Source organism: Emcibacter sp. (assembly GCF_048269205.1).
Lineage (GTDB): Bacteria > Pseudomonadota > Alphaproteobacteria > Sphingomonadales > Emcibacteraceae > Emcibacter.
The window spans coordinates 1,460,853-1,479,400 of the sequence record NZ_JBLXJC010000001.1 but is presented as its reverse complement, the minus strand read 5'-3'; the positions used below and the strand labels follow the sequence as shown (position 1 = coordinate 1,479,400).

The following is an 18,548-nucleotide window of genomic DNA, read 5'->3' as shown; positions in this document are numbered from 1 at the left end:
TTTAGATACAGCATAACAATATAAATAAGGTCCAGTCATGATTGGGCCTTATTTTTTTGTCTGTATCATGACAAAGATATGAATGGGGGTGTGGTGAGTTTTTATTTGACGTAGTTCCGGAGGAACCATACCTTAACCATGATGTTTTCTTTACTGGCAAAAAGCGGGTTGGCAAGAGCATTAGCTCTTATACTCCCCCTCAGCATGATCCTCGGTCCTGTCGCCCAGGCCCAGAGAGGCGGCGGGCTTTCAATCCTGAGAGACGCTGAAATAGAGAAGACCATTCGTGATTTCTCAGAACCGCTTTTTATCGCTGCCGACCTGTCGCCGGCCTCAGTCGACACCTATATAGTAAACGACCGAACCCTGAACGCTTTTGTTGCCGGCGGACAGAATATATTTATCCATACCGGTCTTATCCTCGAGTCCAGCGACTATAATCAACTGGTCGGAGTTATTGCCCATGAAACGGGACATATTACCGGCGGGCATATTTCAAGATTTTCCGATGGCCTTAAGGGGGCAACGGCAATGACCATTCTCGGTACTCTGCTCGGTGCTGCCGCCATTGCGGCGGGCTCAGGCGATGCCGGTATGGCCCTGATGATGGGTGGCCAACATCTCGGCACTCGCAGCTTCCTCAAATACAGCCGCACCCAGGAATCAGCTGCCGATCAGGCCGGTCTGACTTTTCTTGAAAAAACCCAGCAGAGTGGTGAAGGTCTGATCACTTTTCTGGATTACCTGGGGGATCAGGAGTTGCTCAGTTCCTATCAGCAGGACCCCTACGCCCGCACCCACCCTGTCAGCATTGAAAGAATTTCGAAACTGCGCGAGCGTGTTACCACCTCCGCATGGTACAAGGCGCCGCCAGACCCTCTTATGGAGTACAAGTTCCTTCGCATGCAGGCCAAGCTGTTCGGCTATCTGAAACCGGGAGAGACGACACTCAACAAATATCCTGAGTCTGACCGAAGCGTCTATGCCCGCTATGCCCGGGCTTTTGCTTACCACAAACTGCATCAGGTTCCCGAGGCCATCGGTGAAGTCAATTCATTGATCAGCGAATATCCGAAGGATCCCTATTTCTATGAAACCAAGGGACAAATCCTTTTTGAGAACGGCTTTGTCCGGGAAGCTTCAGACGCCTACAGGATGGCGGTCAAATACCTGCCGGGTAATCCCCTGATCCGGGTATCCTTTGCCCAGGCATTGCTGGGCACCGAAGATGACAGCCTCGTTGATGAGGCCCTGGATAGCCTCAAGGTCGCACTCGCCCGTGACCCCGCAAATTACTTCGGTTGGTTGCAGGCTTCGACTGCCTGGCACCGAAAGGGGAATGAAGCCATGACACGTTACGCCTCTGCTGAACGCTTCCTCCTTGCCGGTGATGTGCGGGGCGCCATGGTCAATGCCAAATTCGCAATGGACAAGCTGCCCAAAGGATCAAGCGAATGGATCAGGGCGCAGGATATTCTGGTTACAACCCAATCAAACCTGAGTGACAAAGCCAGGGAAAAACTGCCCCCAATACCGGAAGAAAAACCGGATCAGAAAAATGAGCCAGAAGACGGTTTAAAAGCTTCTTCTGACAGTTAAAGGACATTACTCGGGATATATTATGAAATTTGAACTTATAAAATCCGGCCGCCGCGCCGGCAGTATTTTTGTTTTTATCTTTGGTGTATTTTTCTCCGGCCAGGTGCTTGCCGAAGACAACAGCTTTACACCGACCCAGAAAAAAGAGATCAATAGCATGATCCGCCAGTATCTGCTGGACAATCCGGATATTATTCCGGAAGTCATCGGCATCCTGCAACAGCGGCATACGGCGGAAATCCTGAAACAGCTGCATGTGCCGATTTATGAAGACGGCGTCAGTTACGTGGACGGCAACCCGGACGGCGACATCACCATCGTGGAGTTCCTCGATTATAACTGCGGCGTCTGTAAAGCCAGTCTGGCGACAGTGGCACAGCTCAGGAAGCAGGATCCGAACATCCGGATCATCTACAAGGAATATCCGATTCTCAAGGAAAGTTCGGTAACGGCGGCTAAGGCCGTTCTGGCCGCAAAGCGCCAGGGAAAATATATGGAGCTTCATACGGCACTTCTTGAAAATACGCGGCCGCTGAATGAATCCACAATCTTCGAGATCGCTAAAAAAACGGGAATCGATGAACAAAAGCTGGCGATCGACATGCTGGACCCTGTGATCGAGCGCACCCTTCAGGAAAACTCCGCTCTCGGGGAAAGACTGAATATTTCAGGCACACCGAGCTTTATTATCGGGAATAATATCCTGATCGGTGGATACCGCCTGCCGACCCTCAAGCAGGCGGTTGCCGACGCCCGGGCGGAAAAAGATTAAAGCCGCCAAATAAAAAAGGCTCCGCAGTGGCGGAGCCTCTTCATCAACTGAGATATTTCCGTTCAGCCGACGAGTTCATCGTCACTGAAAAAGAATTTGATCTCGATTTCCGCATTCTCAAGGGAATCTGAACCGTGAACGGAGTTTTCGCCGATGGACAGGGCATATTCCTTGCGGATGGTGCCCGGTGCGGCTTCTTCCGGATTGGTGGCACCCATGATCTCGCGATTGCGAGCCACGGCATCTTCACCTTCCAGAACCTGAACCACAACCGGCTCAGACATCATGAACTCAACCAGTTCACCAAAGAATGGACGTTCTTTGTGAACCGCGTAAAAACCCTCAGCCTGTTCCTGTGTCATGCGAATACGTTTGGAAGCGACGACGCGGAGACCGCCCTCTTCGAGAATCTTGGTCACGGCACCGGTCAGGTTCCGTTTTGTAGCGTCGGGTTTAATGATGGAAAAAGTGCGCTGAATAGCCATATGTTTAAATCCTTGTCGTCAAATATAATGAGCCGTTTGCGGCGGTTTATAGTGCCTTCCACAACTTTGTGCAACAGTAGAAATGATCCGTTGCACTTTTGAGAAATCCTGTTAAATCCTTTAGAGAACAGCAAAGCAGGAACAAAAAGTGTTACAGATTCAGAATGTCAGTTATCGCATCGGCGGAAAGTTACTCCTGGACGACGCCTCCGCACGCATTCCTGCAGGACACAAGGTCGGCATTGTGGGGCGGAATGGCGCCGGCAAATCCACCCTGCTCAAACTGATATCTGAGGAACTTGAAGCAGACAGCGGCAGCATCCAGCTCCAGAACCGGGTCCGTCTGGGACAGGTCGCCCAGGAAGCGCCGGGCGGGCCGGAAAGCCTCCTTGAAACGGTTCTGGCCGCAGACAAGGAACTGCAGCAACTGGAACGGCAGGCGGAAACCGAAACCGCCCCCCACAAGATCGCTGAAATACATATCCGGCTGGCAGATATCGATGCCCATACAGCTGTCGCCCGCGCCGCCAGCATTCTGGCCGGGCTGGGATTCAATGATGAAGCGCAGGCACGCCCCTGCTCCTCTTTTTCCGGCGGTTGGCGCATGCGGGTTGCCCTGGCCTGCACCCTGTTTACGCGCCCGGACCTTTTGCTGCTTGACGAACCGACCAACTATCTGGATCTGGAAGGGGTAATGTGGCTTGAAAACTTCATTCGCACCTACCCCTATACAGTGATCATCGTCAGTCATGACCGGGACCTTCTCAACAGTTCTGTATCCGCCATCCTTCATCTGGATCAGTGCAAGCTGAAACTCTATACCGGCGGTTATGACGATTTCGAAAAAATGCGCCGTGAGCAACTTGCCCTGAGGCAGGCGAATATTGTCAAGCAGGAAGCCGCCCGGAAACATCTGCAAAGCTTCATTGATCGTTTCAAAGCCAAGGCGAGCAAGGCAAAGCAAGCCCAGAGCCGCGTCAAGATGCTCGAAAAAATGGAACCTCTGGATGCCATCATCGAGGAAAGAAGCCTCTCCTTCGAGTTTCCGAACCCGGATCAACTGGCCCCGCCGTTACTCACTCTCGAAAACGGCGAAGTTGGATATACCGACGGGGCTCCCATTTTACGTCATTTGAATCTGCGTATGGACATGGATGACCGGATTGCCTTGCTGGGACAAAACGGTAATGGTAAGTCCACATTCGCCAAACTGGTGGCCGGCAGGCTGGAGCTTATGGCCGGCGAAATGAGAAAATCAGGCAAGCTGGAAGTCGGTTATTTCGCCCAGCATCAGCTTGACGAACTGAATCCGAAGGGAACCGCGCTGGGTCATCTCAGAGAGCTGATGCCGAACGTACCCGAGAGTAAAGTCAGGGCAAAACTGGGCAGTTTCAATTTCGGCGCAGATCAGGTGGAAACCGTGGTCGAAAACCTTTCCGGGGGCGAAAAAGCTCGCCTGCTGTTCTGCATCATGAGCCTCAGAGCGCCCCATATCCTTATTCTTGACGAACCGACAAACCATCTTGATATGCAAAGCCGCGAGGCCCTGGTGCATGCTATAAACGCCTATGAAGGCGCTGTAATTATGATCAGCCACGACCGCCACTTGCTGGAAGCCTGCGCCGACCGGCTCTGGCTCGTTCACGACGCAACTGTCACCCCCTATAACGGCGACATGGAGGATTACAAAAACTTCATCCTGAAACAACGTTCCACGGGTAAGGCCACGAAAGACAAGCGGGATAACGTCGTGCCGGAGCTGGATTCTTCAGCACAGAGCAAGGCTGAACTCGAAAACCTTGAAAAGCAAACGGCAAAACTGGAACAAGCCATAGCTACCCTGGAAAAGGAAATCGCGAAGTACGATCGTGCCATGAAAAATCCGAAACTTTATGATCGGGAAGACCCCAAAAGCAGACTGGCACTGGAAAAATTCACACGTGAACGGGAACAACTGACTCAAAAACTGGCAATCAGGGAAGCAGACTGGGTGGAGATCAGCGAGAAAATAGAAAAACACCTCGAGAATGCCTCGGGCTTGTAAATTTTTATCTGCTTGTTAACCCCGGTTTTACCTTCCCTGCCTATAAACGGAACCTGCAAAACTATATAAACCTCTCAGTTTTTTCGGTAACGTATTATTTGGGTGAAAATTATGCAGGACGGTTCGGGATCACTTAAAAGATTTGAAGTCTCTGTTTTCAATCAGGAAGTTCGCGATTGCGAAAAAAAAGGCCGCGTGCACCCCAGTTTCGACGCCTCCTGGGCGGACCTGAACTTCTTCACATACGAATCCGATTCTAAAGAGGATGTCATCCGACAGATCGAAAGAAGATATCCGCCGCGCAAAGGCTTCGTAATCAGCGACATTATCGAAATCAAGGAATTCGAATTCGTCAAACCGAGAGGTGTCAAAGTCTGACCACAGCCCCCAGTGGCTATAACGCTTCTCTTTTCTCCGGAAATAACGACAATCAGGACGCTTTTTGCGCCCAGCCCCCCGTCTCCGTTTGCTGCCAATAGGTCAGCGCATGACCTGACGCTTTGTATGATGACCAGCGCTCTCTCGCTGCCTGCACCATATTCGGATCAGTACCGTCAAACATCTCCAACACTCGCGAATAACTGCTAAAATCGTCTGTACTGCAGCCGTCGACAAGCACCAGAATATCTGCATTATTCGGGTTTTCAGCCTCCGTGGTGATATAGACCGGCTGATCAGACGCCCACTTATATCCTTTGCTGCCGTGCGGCAGAAAACTCGCGGGATCAAAGGTCCAGAGGGCCTGGTCCAGATCTTCCATAGTTTCCTGGCTCCCTGTAAGGACCACGGTGCGATGCCCCCGCTCCAGGACCTTTTCCAGAAGTTTGGGCAGAGCCTGGCTCAGGGATTGTCGTTGCAAATGATAAAAGCTGATTTCGGTCATCAGTCCTCGTAGTTATCTCTGATGAAGCGATCCAGGAGACGAACTCCGTATCCGGTGGCGCCCTTTTCGGCCAGGTCAGAGGCTTTCTGCTTCCAGGCAGTTCCGGCAATATCAATATGTACCCAGGGCACATCATTGGTGAAGCGCTTCAGGAATTGCGCTGCTGTAATGCTTCCCGCATACCGTCCACCAATATTTTTCATATCGGCAATATCGGAATTAATCAGTTCATCATAGGCCGGTCCTATGGGCAGGCGCCATACACCCTCACCTACTTCTTCACCAGCCTTGAACAATTGTTCGGAAAGCTTGTCGTCATCAGAAAAGATACCGGCATATTCCTGGCCCAGAGAAACAAGAATTGCCCCTGTCAGGGTGGCAAGGTCAATCATGAATTTGGGTTTGAACCTGTCCTGGGTGTACCAGAGTGCATCACAAAGCACGAGACGACCCTCGGCATCCGTATTGATAACCTCGATGGTCTGGCCGGACATACTGGTCACAACATCACCTGGCCGCTGAGCCGTACCCGAAGGCATGTTTTCCACCAGTCCGACAACACCGATCACATTGACTTTTGCCTTGCGACCGGCAAGCGCCTTCATCAGGCCAACGACAGAAGCGGAACCGCCCATGTCAAATTTCATATCCTCCATGCCTGCACCAGGTTTGAGGCTAATTCCGCCCGTATCAAAGGTTACCCCCTTGCCGATAAAGGCGAGCGGCGCTTTTTTCTTGTCCGAGCCGTTCCAGCGCATAATAACCATATGTGATTCACTGGCACTGCCCTGGCCTACGCCAAGTAGCGCTCCCATGCCCAGTTCCTCCATTTCATCTTCACCGAGAACCTGCACATCAACACCGAGGTCTGACAATTCGCGAATATGCTCCACATAGCTTTCGGGATAGATCACATTGCCGGGTTCGGTTACCAGGTCACGGGCGAAAATGACGCCGTCAGCAACCTTGTCCATCGGCGCAAACAGATTTTCCGCCTTTGACGGCGCAGAACAGAGCACATTGAAAGCAAGGACAGAAGGTTTTTTGTCCTCCGTCTCCTTTGTCCGGTATTTATCAAATCGATAGCGCCGCAATTTTGCACCGTAAGCGATATTGGCGGCCGCCTCGTCGGCACTGACCTCTGCTTTTCTAATCGCCTCGGCAGCGACGGAAATCTCTTCCTCACCGGACGTCATCAGCCGCGCCATGATCTTTCCACCCGCCTGTTGCAGCTTGAGCTCCTTCAGTTCATCCGGCTTGCCAAGCCCCATAAGAAGCACATTATTGACGTTAAGTCCTGTCGGTGCCGGAATGGAAAGAAACTCTCCGAACTTGCCCTTGAACCTGGAGGCCGTTAGTGCGCGGCCAAGCTGGCCCTTCATTTCCGTATCAACTTTCTTGGCAAAGCTTGAGAGCCTGTTGTTTTCATAGGCAAAAACCACCAGGTCACCTTTTTTAGGCATTGCGTTTTTCAGGAAATTAATTTTCATGTTTGCCTCAATTATGTCCATGTCACATTCGAAATTATCTTATAGTAAAGAGATAGACCCGCATGCGCTGATGTTCAAGAAGAAACTCCTGCGAGGGAAGCCTTCAGGCGAAAAACTTCTTTAACTGACATTTCAATAATTTAAGGTAGGCAAGAAAAACAAAAATCTGTAAAACAGGCCCCCATGAAAAAATCTTTTTTATTGTTATTGCTTTCCTCCTCCCTCTGCACGCTCGTGGTCCCTGTCGGCCAGGGTGCAGAAGCCGATGAAAGCAGCAATAAAAATATATCCTCACCGGAAAAAATAGATTTTGCTGCAGACAGTATTGTTTATGACCCGGACACCGGTAACGTCACAGCCAGCGGTGACGTGACCCTGTATCAGGATGGCCGGGTGCTTCGGGCGGATGTTATTACCTACAATGAAAAAACCGGCATGGTGAAGGCAGATGGTAAAATCACCATCCAGGACCAGAGCGGTAATGTGCTGTATGTGGAAAAGGCAGAGCTGGAAAAAGGGTTCCGGGACGGCTTTATTCGTAACGTCCGGGTTCTCTTTTCAGATGATTCACGACTGATGGCCCGCGAAGGCGAGCGCCGGGGCAAGCAGACCATTGTCCGGAACGCTGCCTATTCCCCCTGTCACATTTGCCTGAAAGAGGGCCCGGAAAAACCCCTGTGGCAGATCCGGGCAAAGAAAGTCACACACGACGAAAACGACCATATCATTCGTTACGAGGATGTGGTTCTTGAAGTGGCCGGCATACCGATTTTCTATACTCCCGTTTTTTCCCATCCTGACCCGACAGTCAAATATATGTCCGGTTTTCTGACTCCCGAAATCGGCAGTTCAGGGGAACTGGGGATCTTCGCCCAGATTCCCTATTACTTCGCCATAGATCCGCACCGGGATTTTACATTCGAACCCATTTTTACCACCGATGAAGGTGTTGTCGCCGGCGGTACCTTCCGTCAGCATACCGGCAATGGCCAGTTCCGGATCAATGGATCGGCTTCGAATGTGAATGAAAGGGACGAGAATTTCCAAAAAACCGGTGATCACGAGATCCGCGGACATTTTCTGAGTGACGGCAAATTCACCCTGGATACCTTTCGGCCCCTTGATGTCGGAGACTGGCAGTGGGACTATACCCTTCACTGGGTGAGTGATGATACCTATCTGCGGCGCTACTATGCTGACAAGTCAGACGTCCTTGAGAGCCATGCCCGGCTCGAATGGTTCAACAACACGGATTATGCCTCTTTCGGTCTTTACGGTTTCCAGGGACTTGATGAAGTGGACGATATCAACAAGACTCCCTTGGCCCTGCCCGCCCTTGATGTCAATCTTGTCAGTCGGCCTTTGTTCTGGAACAGCACCCTGACGACGAAATTCAATACGGCCTCGATCTACCGGGTGGAGGGCATGGATACCCACAGGGCAAGTCTGGGTAGTGAATGGAATCTTCCCGTCCAGGGCCCTATGGGGGATTTCTACAGTTTGTCAGCAAGCGTGCGCGGGGATGTCTATTATAACCAGCAGACCAATGAACCGGACCGGACACAATATGCCGGAGAAGACGGTACATATGGTCGTCTGTTGCCGATGCTTGCCCTTGACTGGCGTATGCCTTTCATACGTCATGGTGACGCCACACAGCAGATTATTGAGCCGCTGATCAGCGTAATCGTCGCCCCCAATGACAAAAATATTCCGGAAATTACCAACGAGGACAGCCGCAACTTCGAATTCGATGAAAACAATCTTTTCACTCACAACCGCTACAACGGTTATGATCTCTGGGAAGGCGGTACCAGGGTCAACTACGGCGTCAGATACAGCCTCTATTCCAACATATTCAACTTGCAGGCTACTCTCGGTCAAAGTTATCGGGTCGATGATTCAGAAGCCTATCCTGTAGGATCAGGATTTGACGGCAATCTTTCCGATTTTGTGGGCCGGCTGGATGTCAGCATCGGCGAATACCTGGACTATGTGCACCGTTTCAGGCTCGATAAAAACAGTTTCGCCCTCAGGCGCAATGAAATGCTGGTGTCAGGCGGCTGGAAATGGTTCCGTGCAAACATCCGCTATCTCGATCTGGACCGGGATACAACCGATCTGACCGGCTCGGAACTTCTCAACAGGCAGGAACTCGGCATGGGTGCCGAAGTCTATGTCAACAGCAAGTGGACTGTTCATGGCAGCTGGGTTCAGGATCTTCTGAACGAGAAAACCATCTCTTACGATGCTGGTGTCATTTATCGCGACGAATGTCTGGAATTCGGCCTCAGGTACGAACAGAGGTTCACATCGGACCGGGATATCGCGCCGTCAAAAACCATTCATTTCCGGCTTGTGCTGAAGAATCTGGGTTAGGCTGGATTTTTGAAATAAAAGGGTTTAGAAGTTAGACAGTATGCCGATTGCGGCAATAGGATTATGAGAGTGTATGGAATGAAAAATTTTTACAGGCTGATATTGTGCAGTCTTCTCGGCTGCCTTGTATTTTCAGCAGGATCTCTTCAGGCACAGCAACAGCAGGAGCTGGATGACGTCCAGGAAATTGTTGCCATTGTCAATGACGAGGTCATTTCACTCTATGATCTCAAACAGCGGATGCTTCTTTTCCTGATTTCCTCCGGACGGCAACAGCTCACCGAGGAAGAAACCAAATATGTGCAGCAACAGTCTCTGCAGAGCCTGATTGATGACAAACTGAAGCTCGGGGAAGCAGAGAAATATAAGGCCGTTATTTCCGAAGAGGAGCAGGAACAGGCCTTTGCCGGATACGCGCAACAGTTCAACTTGACCGCGGAACAGTTCGAACAGCAGCTTAACCGGGCCGGTATCGACAAGAAATCCATGCTCAAGCAGATATCAGCCAGCCTTGCCTGGGAACAGGTCGTCGGCGGTCTCCTGATGCCACAGGTCAGTGTTACCGATGATGAGATCTACAACACCATCGAGCGCTTCGAAAACAACAAGGGTCAGGATGAATTCCGCATCCGGGAGATTTTTCTTCTGGTCACCGACAATGCACGTCGGGACGAGACAAGACAGGCCGCAGAACGTATTCACGAGCAGTTGAAAGGCGATTCTGCTCAATTTCCCATCATGGCACGACAGTTTTCCGCCTCAACCACATCCGCCGTTGGCGGTGATATGGGCTGGGTAATGAAAAGCGAACTGCCGAAGGAATTCACCAGCGCCGTTTCAGGTGCCAAAAAGGGTGACGTCCTTGGCCCCATCGCCCGTGAGGATGGGTTCTATATCCTGCAACTTGTTGAAAAGAGACAGGTTCTGACACCGAGTACGGAAGATACCCAGGTCACCCTGAAGCATATGTTCTTCAAAATCGCCGAGGGGGCAAAGGAAGATGAAATAGCTGCCCTCGAAAAAGCCGCACTGTCAATGGGACGGCAGGTCGAAGGTTGCGATGATGTGGGCTCAAAGGCAGCCGCCTTCGATGCTACCAGCAGCGGCGATCTCGGTACCCTGCGGGTCGGCGAGTTGCCCGAAGCTATGCAGAAGACTGTGCTTGAGGCAGAGGTCGGCAAAGCGACCAGGCCGCTCCGTGAGGACGACGGTTTCCGGTTGATGGTGGTCTGCGACCGGAAGGTCCCGGAAATCAACGTACCGGATTATGATGCTGTCCAGAATAATCTGACAAACCAGCGTGTGGGCCTGATTGCCCGGCGTCATTTGCGGGATCTGCGCCGCGATGCCATCATCGATTACAGGTAACCGGACGGAAAAATCACCTCCCCTGGCGGTCTCCATTGGCGAACCGGCCGGCATAGGACCGGAAATTATCGCCAAGGCCTGGCATCTCCGGCATCAAGAGAGTCTGCCGCCATTTCTGCTTCTGGGATCGCTGGATATTTTCCGGGAACTTCAACCGTCACTTCCCCTTCAACTGATTAACGAGCCAGAGGATTGCGCTGCCATTTTCAACAAGGCCCTTCCGGTGCTGGATATTCCCGCCTCGGGCAAAGTTGTGCCGGGTGAGCCCGCCCCGGAAACCGCTGATATGGTCATCGGCGCACTGGACCGGGCAGTTGATCTTTTCTTTGAAGGGCGCATTTCCGGCCTGGTAACGGCGCCGATTCAAAAGTCAGTACTTTATCAGGCCGGATTTGACTGTCCAGGGCATACAGAGTATCTGGCAAGGCTATGTGCCGACAAAAGCGGCAAGCCGCAAAAGTCTGTCATGATGCTGGCCTGTGAGCAACTCAGGGTCATTCCCCTGACCATTCATGTCCCGCTTTCAGAAGTGCCCGCGCTGATTTCTGAAAACCTTATTATAGAAACCTGCCGGACCGTAGCCGCCGCGCTGACGAAAGATTTCGGTATAGCAGCTCCGCGCATTGTCGTGGCCGGCCTTAACCCCCATGCGGGCGAAAATGGTGGCCTGGGCCGCGAGGAGATCGAAATCATTGCCCCTGCGATTGAAAAGCTGCAAGAGGAAGGGCTGAGTATCTTTGGTCCGCTGTCTGCCGATACCATGTTTCATGAGGCAGCCCGCACCGGTTATGATGTGGCCGTTTGCATGTATCATGACCAGGCGTTGATCCCCATCAAAACCCTTGATTTTGACGGCGGCGTGAATGTCACCCTGGGGCTGCCCCTGATCCGGACCAGTCCTGACCACGGCACAGCATTAAATATTGCCGGACAGAACAAGGCCAACCCGGAAAGCTTCCTCAGGGCCATCAAAACCGCTGACTTCATGGCTCACCAGCGAGGCCTCTTATGACGGAAGATGGACTGCCGCCTCTCAGAGAGGTCATCAACAGCTTTGGCCTCGCCGCCAAAAAGTCCCTGGGGCAGAACTTCCTGACCGATCTTAACCTGACGGGCAGGATCGCGAGGTCAGCAGGCGATCTGGAAAACAGCATCATCTATGAGGTTGGACCGGGCCCTGGAGCCCTTACCCGCGCCCTTCTCATGAACGGGGCTCACCGTGTTGTGGCTGTAGAAATGGATGAACGCTGTATCGAGGCCCAAAAGCAGATCCAGACCGCCTATCCCGGACGGCTGGAGGTCATTCACGGCGACGCCATGAATGTGAACGAACAGGAGCTGATTGGAGATCCCGGGGACAAGGATATCCGCATTGTCGCCAACCTGCCCTATAACGTGGGCACTGCCCTGCTGGTCAAGTGGCTGACCGAAGAGAAATGGCTGCCCTGGTACACATCGCTGACCCTGATGTTCCAGAAGGAAGTGGGTGACCGCATCGTGGCCAAACCAGGCAGCAAAGCCTATGGCCGTCTTTCAGTGCTCGCCCAGTACCGGGCCGAAGCCCGGAAGGTGTTTGACGTCCCTGCCCGCGCCTTTGTGCCGCCGCCAAAGGTCACAAGTTGCATTGTGCACATTGTGCCTCATGAAGAGAAGCCGGGAACCCCGAACCAGAAAGTCCTGGAACGTGTGGTCAGTGCGGCTTTCGGTCAGCGCCGCAAAATGCTGCGCGCCAGCCTGAAAAGTCTTGGTGTGGATCCTCTGCCGAAACTGGAAGCTGCCGGAATCAGGGAAACTGCCCGGGCGGAAGAATTATCCGTAGAGGATTTTTGCCGGCTGGCCGTGGAATATGAACACCAGAAAAACTGAAAGTCAGTTTTCCTCGCCCATCAGGTCTTTGACGAAAGAAACAAGGCCGGTCTGGCGTTCCCGCTTCAGACGCTCGGCCTTGAGGATAGAAAAGAGTTCCTGCTCGGCCTTTTCCAGATCATCATTGACGATGATATAGTCATATTCCGCCCAATGGCTGATTTCCTGATTGGCCTTTGACATGCGTTTGGCAACCACTTCATCACTGTCCTGTGCCCGGCTCTTGAGGCGGTGTTCCAGCTCATCCTTGCTCGGCGGCAAGATAAAGACCCGAACCAGATCACCTTTCGCCTTCTGTGCCAGTTGCTGGGTGCCCTGCCAGTCGATATCGAACAGGATATCCCTGCCCTCCGACAGCGCTTTTTCCACCGGCGCCGCCGGGGTGCCGTAATAATTGTCAAACACCCGGGCATGTTCAAGAAAGCCATCCTTTTCCACCAGTTCCTCGAACTCCGGGATGGTGACAAAGTTATAATCCACGCCGTCCTTCTCTCCAGGACGCGGCGGACGGGTGGTGCTGGAAATACTCATGGTAACCGCACCGTCCTTTTCCAGAAGAAGCCGGCTCAGGGTCGATTTACCGGCCCCGGAGGGAGACGACAGAACCAGCAGCAATCCGCGACGTTTGATATCCATGAATCCAGCCTATTCCACGTTCTGGACCTGTTCCTTAAGCTGATCAATGGCAGCTTTCAGCGACAGGCCGATCTGGGTCAGGGTAATATCCGATGACTTGCTGCACAAGGTATTGGCTTCCCGGTTAAATTCCTGGGACAGGAAGTCCATCTTGCGTCCAACCGGTTCTGTGATGACAAGAAGTTTACGGGCCGCCTCTATATGGGCAACCAGCCGGTCCAGCTCTTCCTTTATATCCGCTTTGGTCGCCAGGATCGTAACTTCCTGAGCGATACGGTCCGGATCAAGCCCCTTGCTGTCATCAAGCAGCGCGGAAACTTTCTCCATAAACTTTTGCCGGATAAGGTCCGGCTGGCCTGCGGCAATTTTCGTGGCTTCTTTTACACCGCCTTCAATATCGGCAATGATTTTTTCCAGCATGGAGGTGGTCGCAGCACCTTCCTGCAGACGATTTTCCTTGAGCGCGGCAATGGCCTCGAGAAAACTTTCCTCGATGGCCTTGTCCCGGGCCTTGCGGAAATCTTCATCTTCCTCACCCTCGATAATCTGCACCAGATCCCGGACACTCATCAGATTAGCGATATCCGGCTGAGGCAGATGATTGTGGGAACTGGTATCCACCACAATCTGGACAAGCTGGTCCAGGGCATTCTGATTGACCTTGACCTGAACTTCCTCACTTTCCCGATGCATCTGAAGATTCACATTCAGGCTGCCACGGGCGATATGTTTTTTCAGATGCCCGCGCACGGTCTGGTCCATGGCCTCGAAACCGGACGGTATTCGGCAGCGGATATCCAGGCCGCGCCCGTTGACGCTCCTGATTTCCCAGACCCAGCTGTAGTTTTCCCACTGGCCCTGGGTGCGGGCGAAACCCGTCATGCTAGATAAAGTCATTTGCAGCAGCCTGTCTGTTCACTATAGTTTGCATTTTGTAATGCTATAGCAGGAACATCCCCTCATGGACAATCCCAAATCCATTCTCATTACAGGCGCCAGCAGTGGCATCGGCGAAGCGCTGGCGCTGGAATATGCCGCGCCAGGCGTGACACTCTTCCTTTCCGGCCGGGATGCAGAAAGGACGACGTCCGTATCCGAAGCCTGCCGACAGAAGGGGGCAACAGTGGCGGGCAAAGTCATTGATGTCAGCAATCGGGAGGCCATGGATGCCTGGATCAGGGAATGTCATACGGAACTTCCGCTTGACCTTGTCATCGCCAATGCCGGGATCGGGCTTGGTTTTCATAAGGATGTGGATCTTGCAAAACATACTGCCGACATATTCGACATCAATGTCAACGGTGTTTTCCACACCGCTCATCCGGCCCTGGAACTGATGCGCCGGCAGGGGCACGGTCAGATTGCCATCATGGCCTCTCTGGCGGCCTACCACGGCATGCCGTCTTCTCCCGCCTATTCCACCAGCAAGGCTTGTGTGAAGGCTTATGGGGAAGCCCTGCGCGGCGCCTACTGGTCAGACGGTATAAAAGTGAATGTGATCTGTCCGGGATTTGTGGCAAGCCGCATCACCCGGCGAAATAAATTCCCCATGCCCTTTTTCATGGATGCGGACAGGGCAGCAAGAATCATTCAAAAGGGGCTGCGCAAAAACAAAGGCCGGATTAGTTTCCCCTGGCAGGTCAGGTTGATGTACGGCGGAGCGATCAGGTTGTTGCCGGAATTTGTGCTGGAACGGTTCCTGAGGGCCCTTCCCGACAAGACCTGATATAATAAAGGGGCCCGAGGGCCCCTTTATGTATTCATCAATCGCACTTATTCGGGCGATTCCGGATCTACAACTTTTTCTTTTGTGGCTTTCTTGTGAACCGCCTTGGTTTCCGGAGCTTTCATGACATCTTTTTTATCATATACCTTCGGTTCAACTTCATCCACAGGCCCGGCAGCCGGATCAACTCCCTGGATTTCCTCGGCAGCTTTCTCCATCTCGGTTTTACTTTTCTCCATTTCCGATTTCATTTTTTCCTGCTTTTCACCGGCCTGGACAGCCGCCGGCAGCATGAAGAAAGCGGAAACCACACAGAGGGTGAGAGCCCGGAACAATGGAAGACTTTTTAGACGTACACACATGGCTATGCTCCTGTTTAAATAATGTAATTGAATTCAAACACACTGAACACTTTGGGTATGCGGTAGGTAAGAGAGAAATAATATACTATTTTGACGGGAATTAGGCAAATGTCACTACAATCCTGTTTTTTTACGGTATTTTTCCGCCTTTTTTGGGTCGGGTTTCACGCCCAGTCCCTTTTCATATATTTCCGCCAACAAGGTCTGGGCGCCGGAGTGACCGGGATGGGCGTCGTGAGTATCAACTCTTTTGGTGGTTCCGTATTTTTGCGATCCGACAGGGGGGATATAGATATAAGTATAGCCGCTATTGGGTTCAGCTGCGATCTTGAGCCATTTCAAGGCCGTCTTATAGTCTTCATCCACAAAGGCTTCACGACCAATATTATACTGGGCTTCCCTGTCACCGTTTTTGGCCCGGCATTCCCGGAACTTTTCAAAATCATCCCTTACCTTGCTGCAATCGGGAAGCAAAAGGCCGGCACAGGAATTCAAAAGAATAACCGATCCCAGAATACCGACAAACCTCGCGAACATTTTCTCCCCCCCCCGATAGTCACTGGCTCAGTAGGTTACGCTGCTTCTCCAGTTTTCGCAATTTCTGTACATTGCGGTTATGCTCTTCGTTTGTCGTGGCGAAGCTGTGTCCGCCATCACCATTGGCAACGAAATAAAGCTCGTCAGTCGGTAGCGGATGCAGAGCCGCGCGAATACTGGCCTTGCCCGGATGGGCGATAGGTGTGGGCGGCAAACCCCGGATCACATAGGTGTTGTAATATGTATGCGTACGCAGATCCTTTCTGGACAGCGGACGGCCCAGGTCTCCGGTCTTGTTGAGACCATAGATCACGGTCGGGTCGGTCTGGAGGCGCATTCTTTTGCGCAAGCGGTTGGTGAAAACACCCGCGATACGGGCCCGTTCTTCTTCCAGAGAGGTTTCTTTTTCAACAATACTGGCAAGGATCAGGGCGTCCTCGGGGCTGTCCAGCGGCAATTCAGGATCACGCAGCGACCATTCATCCAGCAGAAATTCCCGCTGACGATCCTGCATGCGCCGGATCAGATTATTTCTGTCCTCGTTCCGGGTGTACAGATAGGTTTCCGGCATGAGGCTGCCTTCCTTAGGCATCTCAGCAATTTCGCCAGCCAGATTCTCGATGGAGTTGAGATAGTTCACAATCTGGTGACTGGTCCAGCCTTCGACAATGGTCAGCCTGTGATGAACAATATTTCCACTGGCAAAGAGCCGCATAACGTCCCGCATGGTCGAGCCGGCCTTAATTTCATACTCTCCGGCCTGAAAGGCCGTATCCTGTCCAGTAAGCCGAACGCCGAGCCGGAAGATATCGCCATCACTGATAATCCCCTTGTCAGCCAGATCAAAGGCCGTTTGGCCCACCCCCTGCCCCTTGGGCAGGACATAGACCACATTATCTGCCAGCGTTGTTTTCGCCGTAAATTCCCTATAGGCCAGATAGGCAAACAGCGCCGCAAATGCGACGCTGCCCACCAGTAATAAGAATATATATTTCCGCATCCCCCTCATGGGGTGTCAGACCGCTTTGAAAATCAGGGAAGCGTTTGTCCCGCCAAAGCCGAAACTGTTGGACAGGGCCGCATTGACTTTCCTGTCCTGGGCCTCATGGGGTACCAGGTTGATGCCTTCGACCCCTTCGGACGGATTGTCCAGATTCAGGGTTGGCGGCACCACGCCATGGTTCATGGCCAGAATAGTGAAAATCGCTTCGGTACTGCCGGCAGCCCCAAGGAGGTGTCCGATCGCGGATTTCGTGGAAGACATGGCAATCTTGCCTGCTGCATCCCCGAACAGACGCTTGACAGCACCGAATTCCAGTTCGTCGCCGAGCGGCGTGGATGTACCATGGGCATTCACATAGTCAATATCCTCAGGCGTCAGGCCTGACCGTTTGAGTGCCATTTCCATAGCCCGGTAGCCGCCGTTTCCGTCCGGTGCCGGCGCCGTTACGTGATAGGCGTCTCCAGACAGGCCGTAACCGACAATTTCCGCATAAATTTTGGCGCCGCGTGCCTTGGCATGCTCATATTCCTCAAGAACCACCATGCCGGCACCCTCACCAATGACAAATCCATCACGGTCACGGTCCCACGGACGAGAAGCCTTTTCCGGAGTATCATTGAAGTGAGAACTAAGCGCCTTTGCCTGGGCAAAACCTGCGACACCAATGCGGCAGATCGCGGCTTCGGCACCGCCGGCAACCATCACATCTGCATCATCAAGCATGATCAAGCGGGCGGCATCGCCCAGCGCATGAGTGCCTGTTGCACAAGCGGTAACTACTGCGTGGTTCGGACCCTTCAGGCCGTGACGAATAGAAACATTTCCGGAAATCAGATTGATCAGGCAGCGCGGAATAAAGTGAGGACTTACCCGGCGAACCCCACGTTCGTGCATATTGATGGATTCATCCTGAATTCCCGGCAGGCCGCCGATGCCGGAACCGGCAAGAATACCTGTACGACAGCGATCTTCTTCTGTCTCCGGTTTCCAGCCGGAATCTTCCAGCGCCATGTCACAGGCGGCAATGCCGTAAAGAATGAAGTCGTCAATACGGCGGCGGTCCTTGGCGCTCATCCAGTCGTCGGGATTGAAGGTTCCGTTTGTGCCGTCGCCCTGTTTGACTTCGCAAGCGATCCGTGATGACAGATCAGACGGGTCAAACTTGGTGATCGGCCCTGCACCGGATTCCCCAGCGATAAGCTTTTTCCAGGTTGCCTCCACCCCTGTTGCCAGGGGGGTAACCATTCCAAGTCCCGTAACTACCACTCGTCTCATAATATCGACCTCTGTTCTTTATAGTGTTTTTATTCGGTAATATGCGTCAAATATGACAAAGCCGCGTCAATACTGCTACCGAAATCGGCACAAGCAGGATTGCGCGGCATTTGACGATTCAAA

18 protein-coding genes are annotated in these 18,548 nt (G+C 52.5%); 9 read left to right on the top strand and 9 right to left on the bottom strand.

Annotated features, from left to right (window positions below; genetic code table 11):
• The first annotated feature begins 138 nt into the window (after positions 1-138).
• Together ACN0YD_RS06935 and ACN0YD_RS06930 are read left to right on the top strand one after the other, a co-directional pair.
• Positions 139-1,599: a M48 family metalloprotease gene (locus tag ACN0YD_RS06935; protein WP_417318145.1), complete on the top strand. Its 1,461-nt coding sequence runs from the start codon at positions 139-141 to the stop codon at positions 1,597-1,599.
• 22 nt (positions 1,600-1,621) lie between these two features.
• A complete protein-coding gene (locus ACN0YD_RS06930; protein WP_417318143.1) occupies positions 1,622-2,371 on the top strand; it encodes a DsbA family protein in 750 nt (249 codons plus the stop codon).
• Between the two features lie 62 nt (positions 2,372-2,433).
• Here ACN0YD_RS06930 and ndk read toward each other — a convergent pair whose 3' ends face one another.
• Entirely contained in the window at positions 2,434-2,856 is a 423-nt protein-coding gene (ndk, locus tag ACN0YD_RS06925) for a nucleoside-diphosphate kinase (RefSeq protein ID WP_417318141.1), read from the bottom strand.
• A gap of 148 nt (positions 2,857-3,004) precedes the next feature.
• Between ndk and ACN0YD_RS06920 the strand changes: the two genes are divergently transcribed.
• The gene (locus tag ACN0YD_RS06920; protein WP_417318139.1) at positions 3,005-4,900 is read left to right on the top strand and encodes an ABC-F family ATP-binding cassette domain-containing protein; all 1,896 of its coding nucleotides are present in this window, start codon (positions 3,005-3,007) and stop codon (positions 4,898-4,900) included.
• Between the two features lie 111 nt (positions 4,901-5,011).
• Entirely contained in the window at positions 5,012-5,278 is a 267-nt protein-coding gene (locus ACN0YD_RS06915) for a hypothetical protein (RefSeq protein ID WP_417318137.1), read from the top strand.
• Positions 5,279-5,330: 52 nt separating this feature from the next.
• Here the strand turns inward: ACN0YD_RS06915 and ACN0YD_RS06910 are convergent, their stop codons facing one another.
• Complete coding sequence (locus tag ACN0YD_RS06910; protein WP_417318135.1) at positions 5,331-5,783, bottom strand: DNA polymerase III subunit chi; 453 nt, start codon at positions 5,781-5,783, stop codon at positions 5,331-5,333.
• Entirely contained in the window at positions 5,783-7,273 is a 1,491-nt protein-coding gene (locus tag ACN0YD_RS06905) for a leucyl aminopeptidase (protein WP_417318133.1), read from the bottom strand. Before ACN0YD_RS06905 ends, ACN0YD_RS06910 begins: the two co-directional genes overlap by 1 nt.
• A gap of 183 nt (positions 7,274-7,456) precedes the next feature.
• On the opposite strand from ACN0YD_RS06905, the gene ACN0YD_RS06900 reads away from it, so the two are divergent.
• From ACN0YD_RS06900 to rsmA, 4 genes are all read left to right on the top strand, one after another.
• A complete protein-coding gene (locus ACN0YD_RS06900; protein WP_417318131.1) occupies positions 7,457-9,652 on the top strand; it encodes an LPS-assembly protein LptD in 2,196 nt (731 codons plus the stop codon).
• Positions 9,653-9,730: 78 nt separating this feature from the next.
• Complete coding sequence (locus ACN0YD_RS06895; protein ID WP_417318129.1) at positions 9,731-11,020, top strand: peptidylprolyl isomerase; 1,290 nt, start codon at positions 9,731-9,733, stop codon at positions 11,018-11,020.
• Positions 10,998-12,032, top strand: a complete 1,035-nt coding sequence (gene pdxA / locus ACN0YD_RS06890) for a 4-hydroxythreonine-4-phosphate dehydrogenase PdxA (protein WP_417318127.1) — start codon at positions 10,998-11,000, stop codon at positions 12,030-12,032. The genes ACN0YD_RS06895 and pdxA overlap by 23 nt, the downstream gene beginning before the upstream one ends.
• Positions 12,029-12,886, top strand: coding sequence for a 16S rRNA (adenine(1518)-N(6)/adenine(1519)-N(6))-dimethyltransferase RsmA (gene rsmA, locus ACN0YD_RS06885; RefSeq protein WP_417318126.1), 858 nt, complete (start codon positions 12,029-12,031; stop codon positions 12,884-12,886). Before pdxA ends, rsmA begins: the two co-directional genes overlap by 4 nt.
• A gap of 3 nt (positions 12,887-12,889) precedes the next feature.
• Here rsmA and gmk read toward each other — a convergent pair whose 3' ends face one another.
• A complete protein-coding gene (gene gmk, locus ACN0YD_RS06880) occupies positions 12,890-13,522 on the bottom strand; it encodes a guanylate kinase (protein ID WP_417318124.1) in 633 nt (210 codons plus the stop codon).
• A 9-nt stretch (positions 13,523-13,531) separates the two neighbouring features.
• Positions 13,532-14,419 carry a YicC/YloC family endoribonuclease gene (locus ACN0YD_RS06875; RefSeq protein WP_417318122.1) on the bottom strand — a complete coding sequence of 296 codons (888 nt, stop codon included), beginning with the start codon at positions 14,417-14,419 and terminating at the stop codon, positions 13,532-13,534.
• Between the two features lie 64 nt (positions 14,420-14,483).
• Between ACN0YD_RS06875 and ACN0YD_RS06870 the strand changes: the two genes are divergently transcribed.
• Complete coding sequence (locus ACN0YD_RS06870) at positions 14,484-15,248, top strand: SDR family NAD(P)-dependent oxidoreductase (RefSeq protein WP_417318120.1); 765 nt, start codon at positions 14,484-14,486, stop codon at positions 15,246-15,248.
• Between the two features lie 47 nt (positions 15,249-15,295).
• Here ACN0YD_RS06870 and ACN0YD_RS06865 read toward each other — a convergent pair whose 3' ends face one another.
• The 4 genes from ACN0YD_RS06865 to fabF form a co-directional block, all read right to left on the bottom strand.
• Positions 15,296-15,610 (bottom strand): hypothetical protein, encoded by a 315-nt coding sequence (locus tag ACN0YD_RS06865; protein ID WP_417318118.1) that lies wholly within the window; start codon positions 15,608-15,610, stop codon positions 15,296-15,298.
• 114 nt (positions 15,611-15,724) lie between these two features.
• On the bottom strand, positions 15,725-16,147 hold the full coding sequence (locus ACN0YD_RS06860; protein WP_417318116.1) for a tetratricopeptide repeat protein: 423 nt from the start codon (positions 16,145-16,147) through the stop codon (positions 15,725-15,727).
• A gap of 19 nt (positions 16,148-16,166) precedes the next feature.
• Positions 16,167-17,147 carry an endolytic transglycosylase MltG gene (mltG, locus tag ACN0YD_RS06855; protein ID WP_417318114.1) on the bottom strand — a complete coding sequence of 327 codons (981 nt, stop codon included), beginning with the start codon at positions 17,145-17,147 and terminating at the stop codon, positions 16,167-16,169.
• A gap of 15 nt (positions 17,148-17,162) precedes the next feature.
• Positions 17,163-18,425: a beta-ketoacyl-ACP synthase II gene (gene fabF / locus ACN0YD_RS06850; protein ID WP_417318112.1), complete on the bottom strand. Its 1,263-nt coding sequence runs from the start codon at positions 18,423-18,425 to the stop codon at positions 17,163-17,165.
• Positions 18,426-18,548 lie beyond the last annotated feature (123 nt).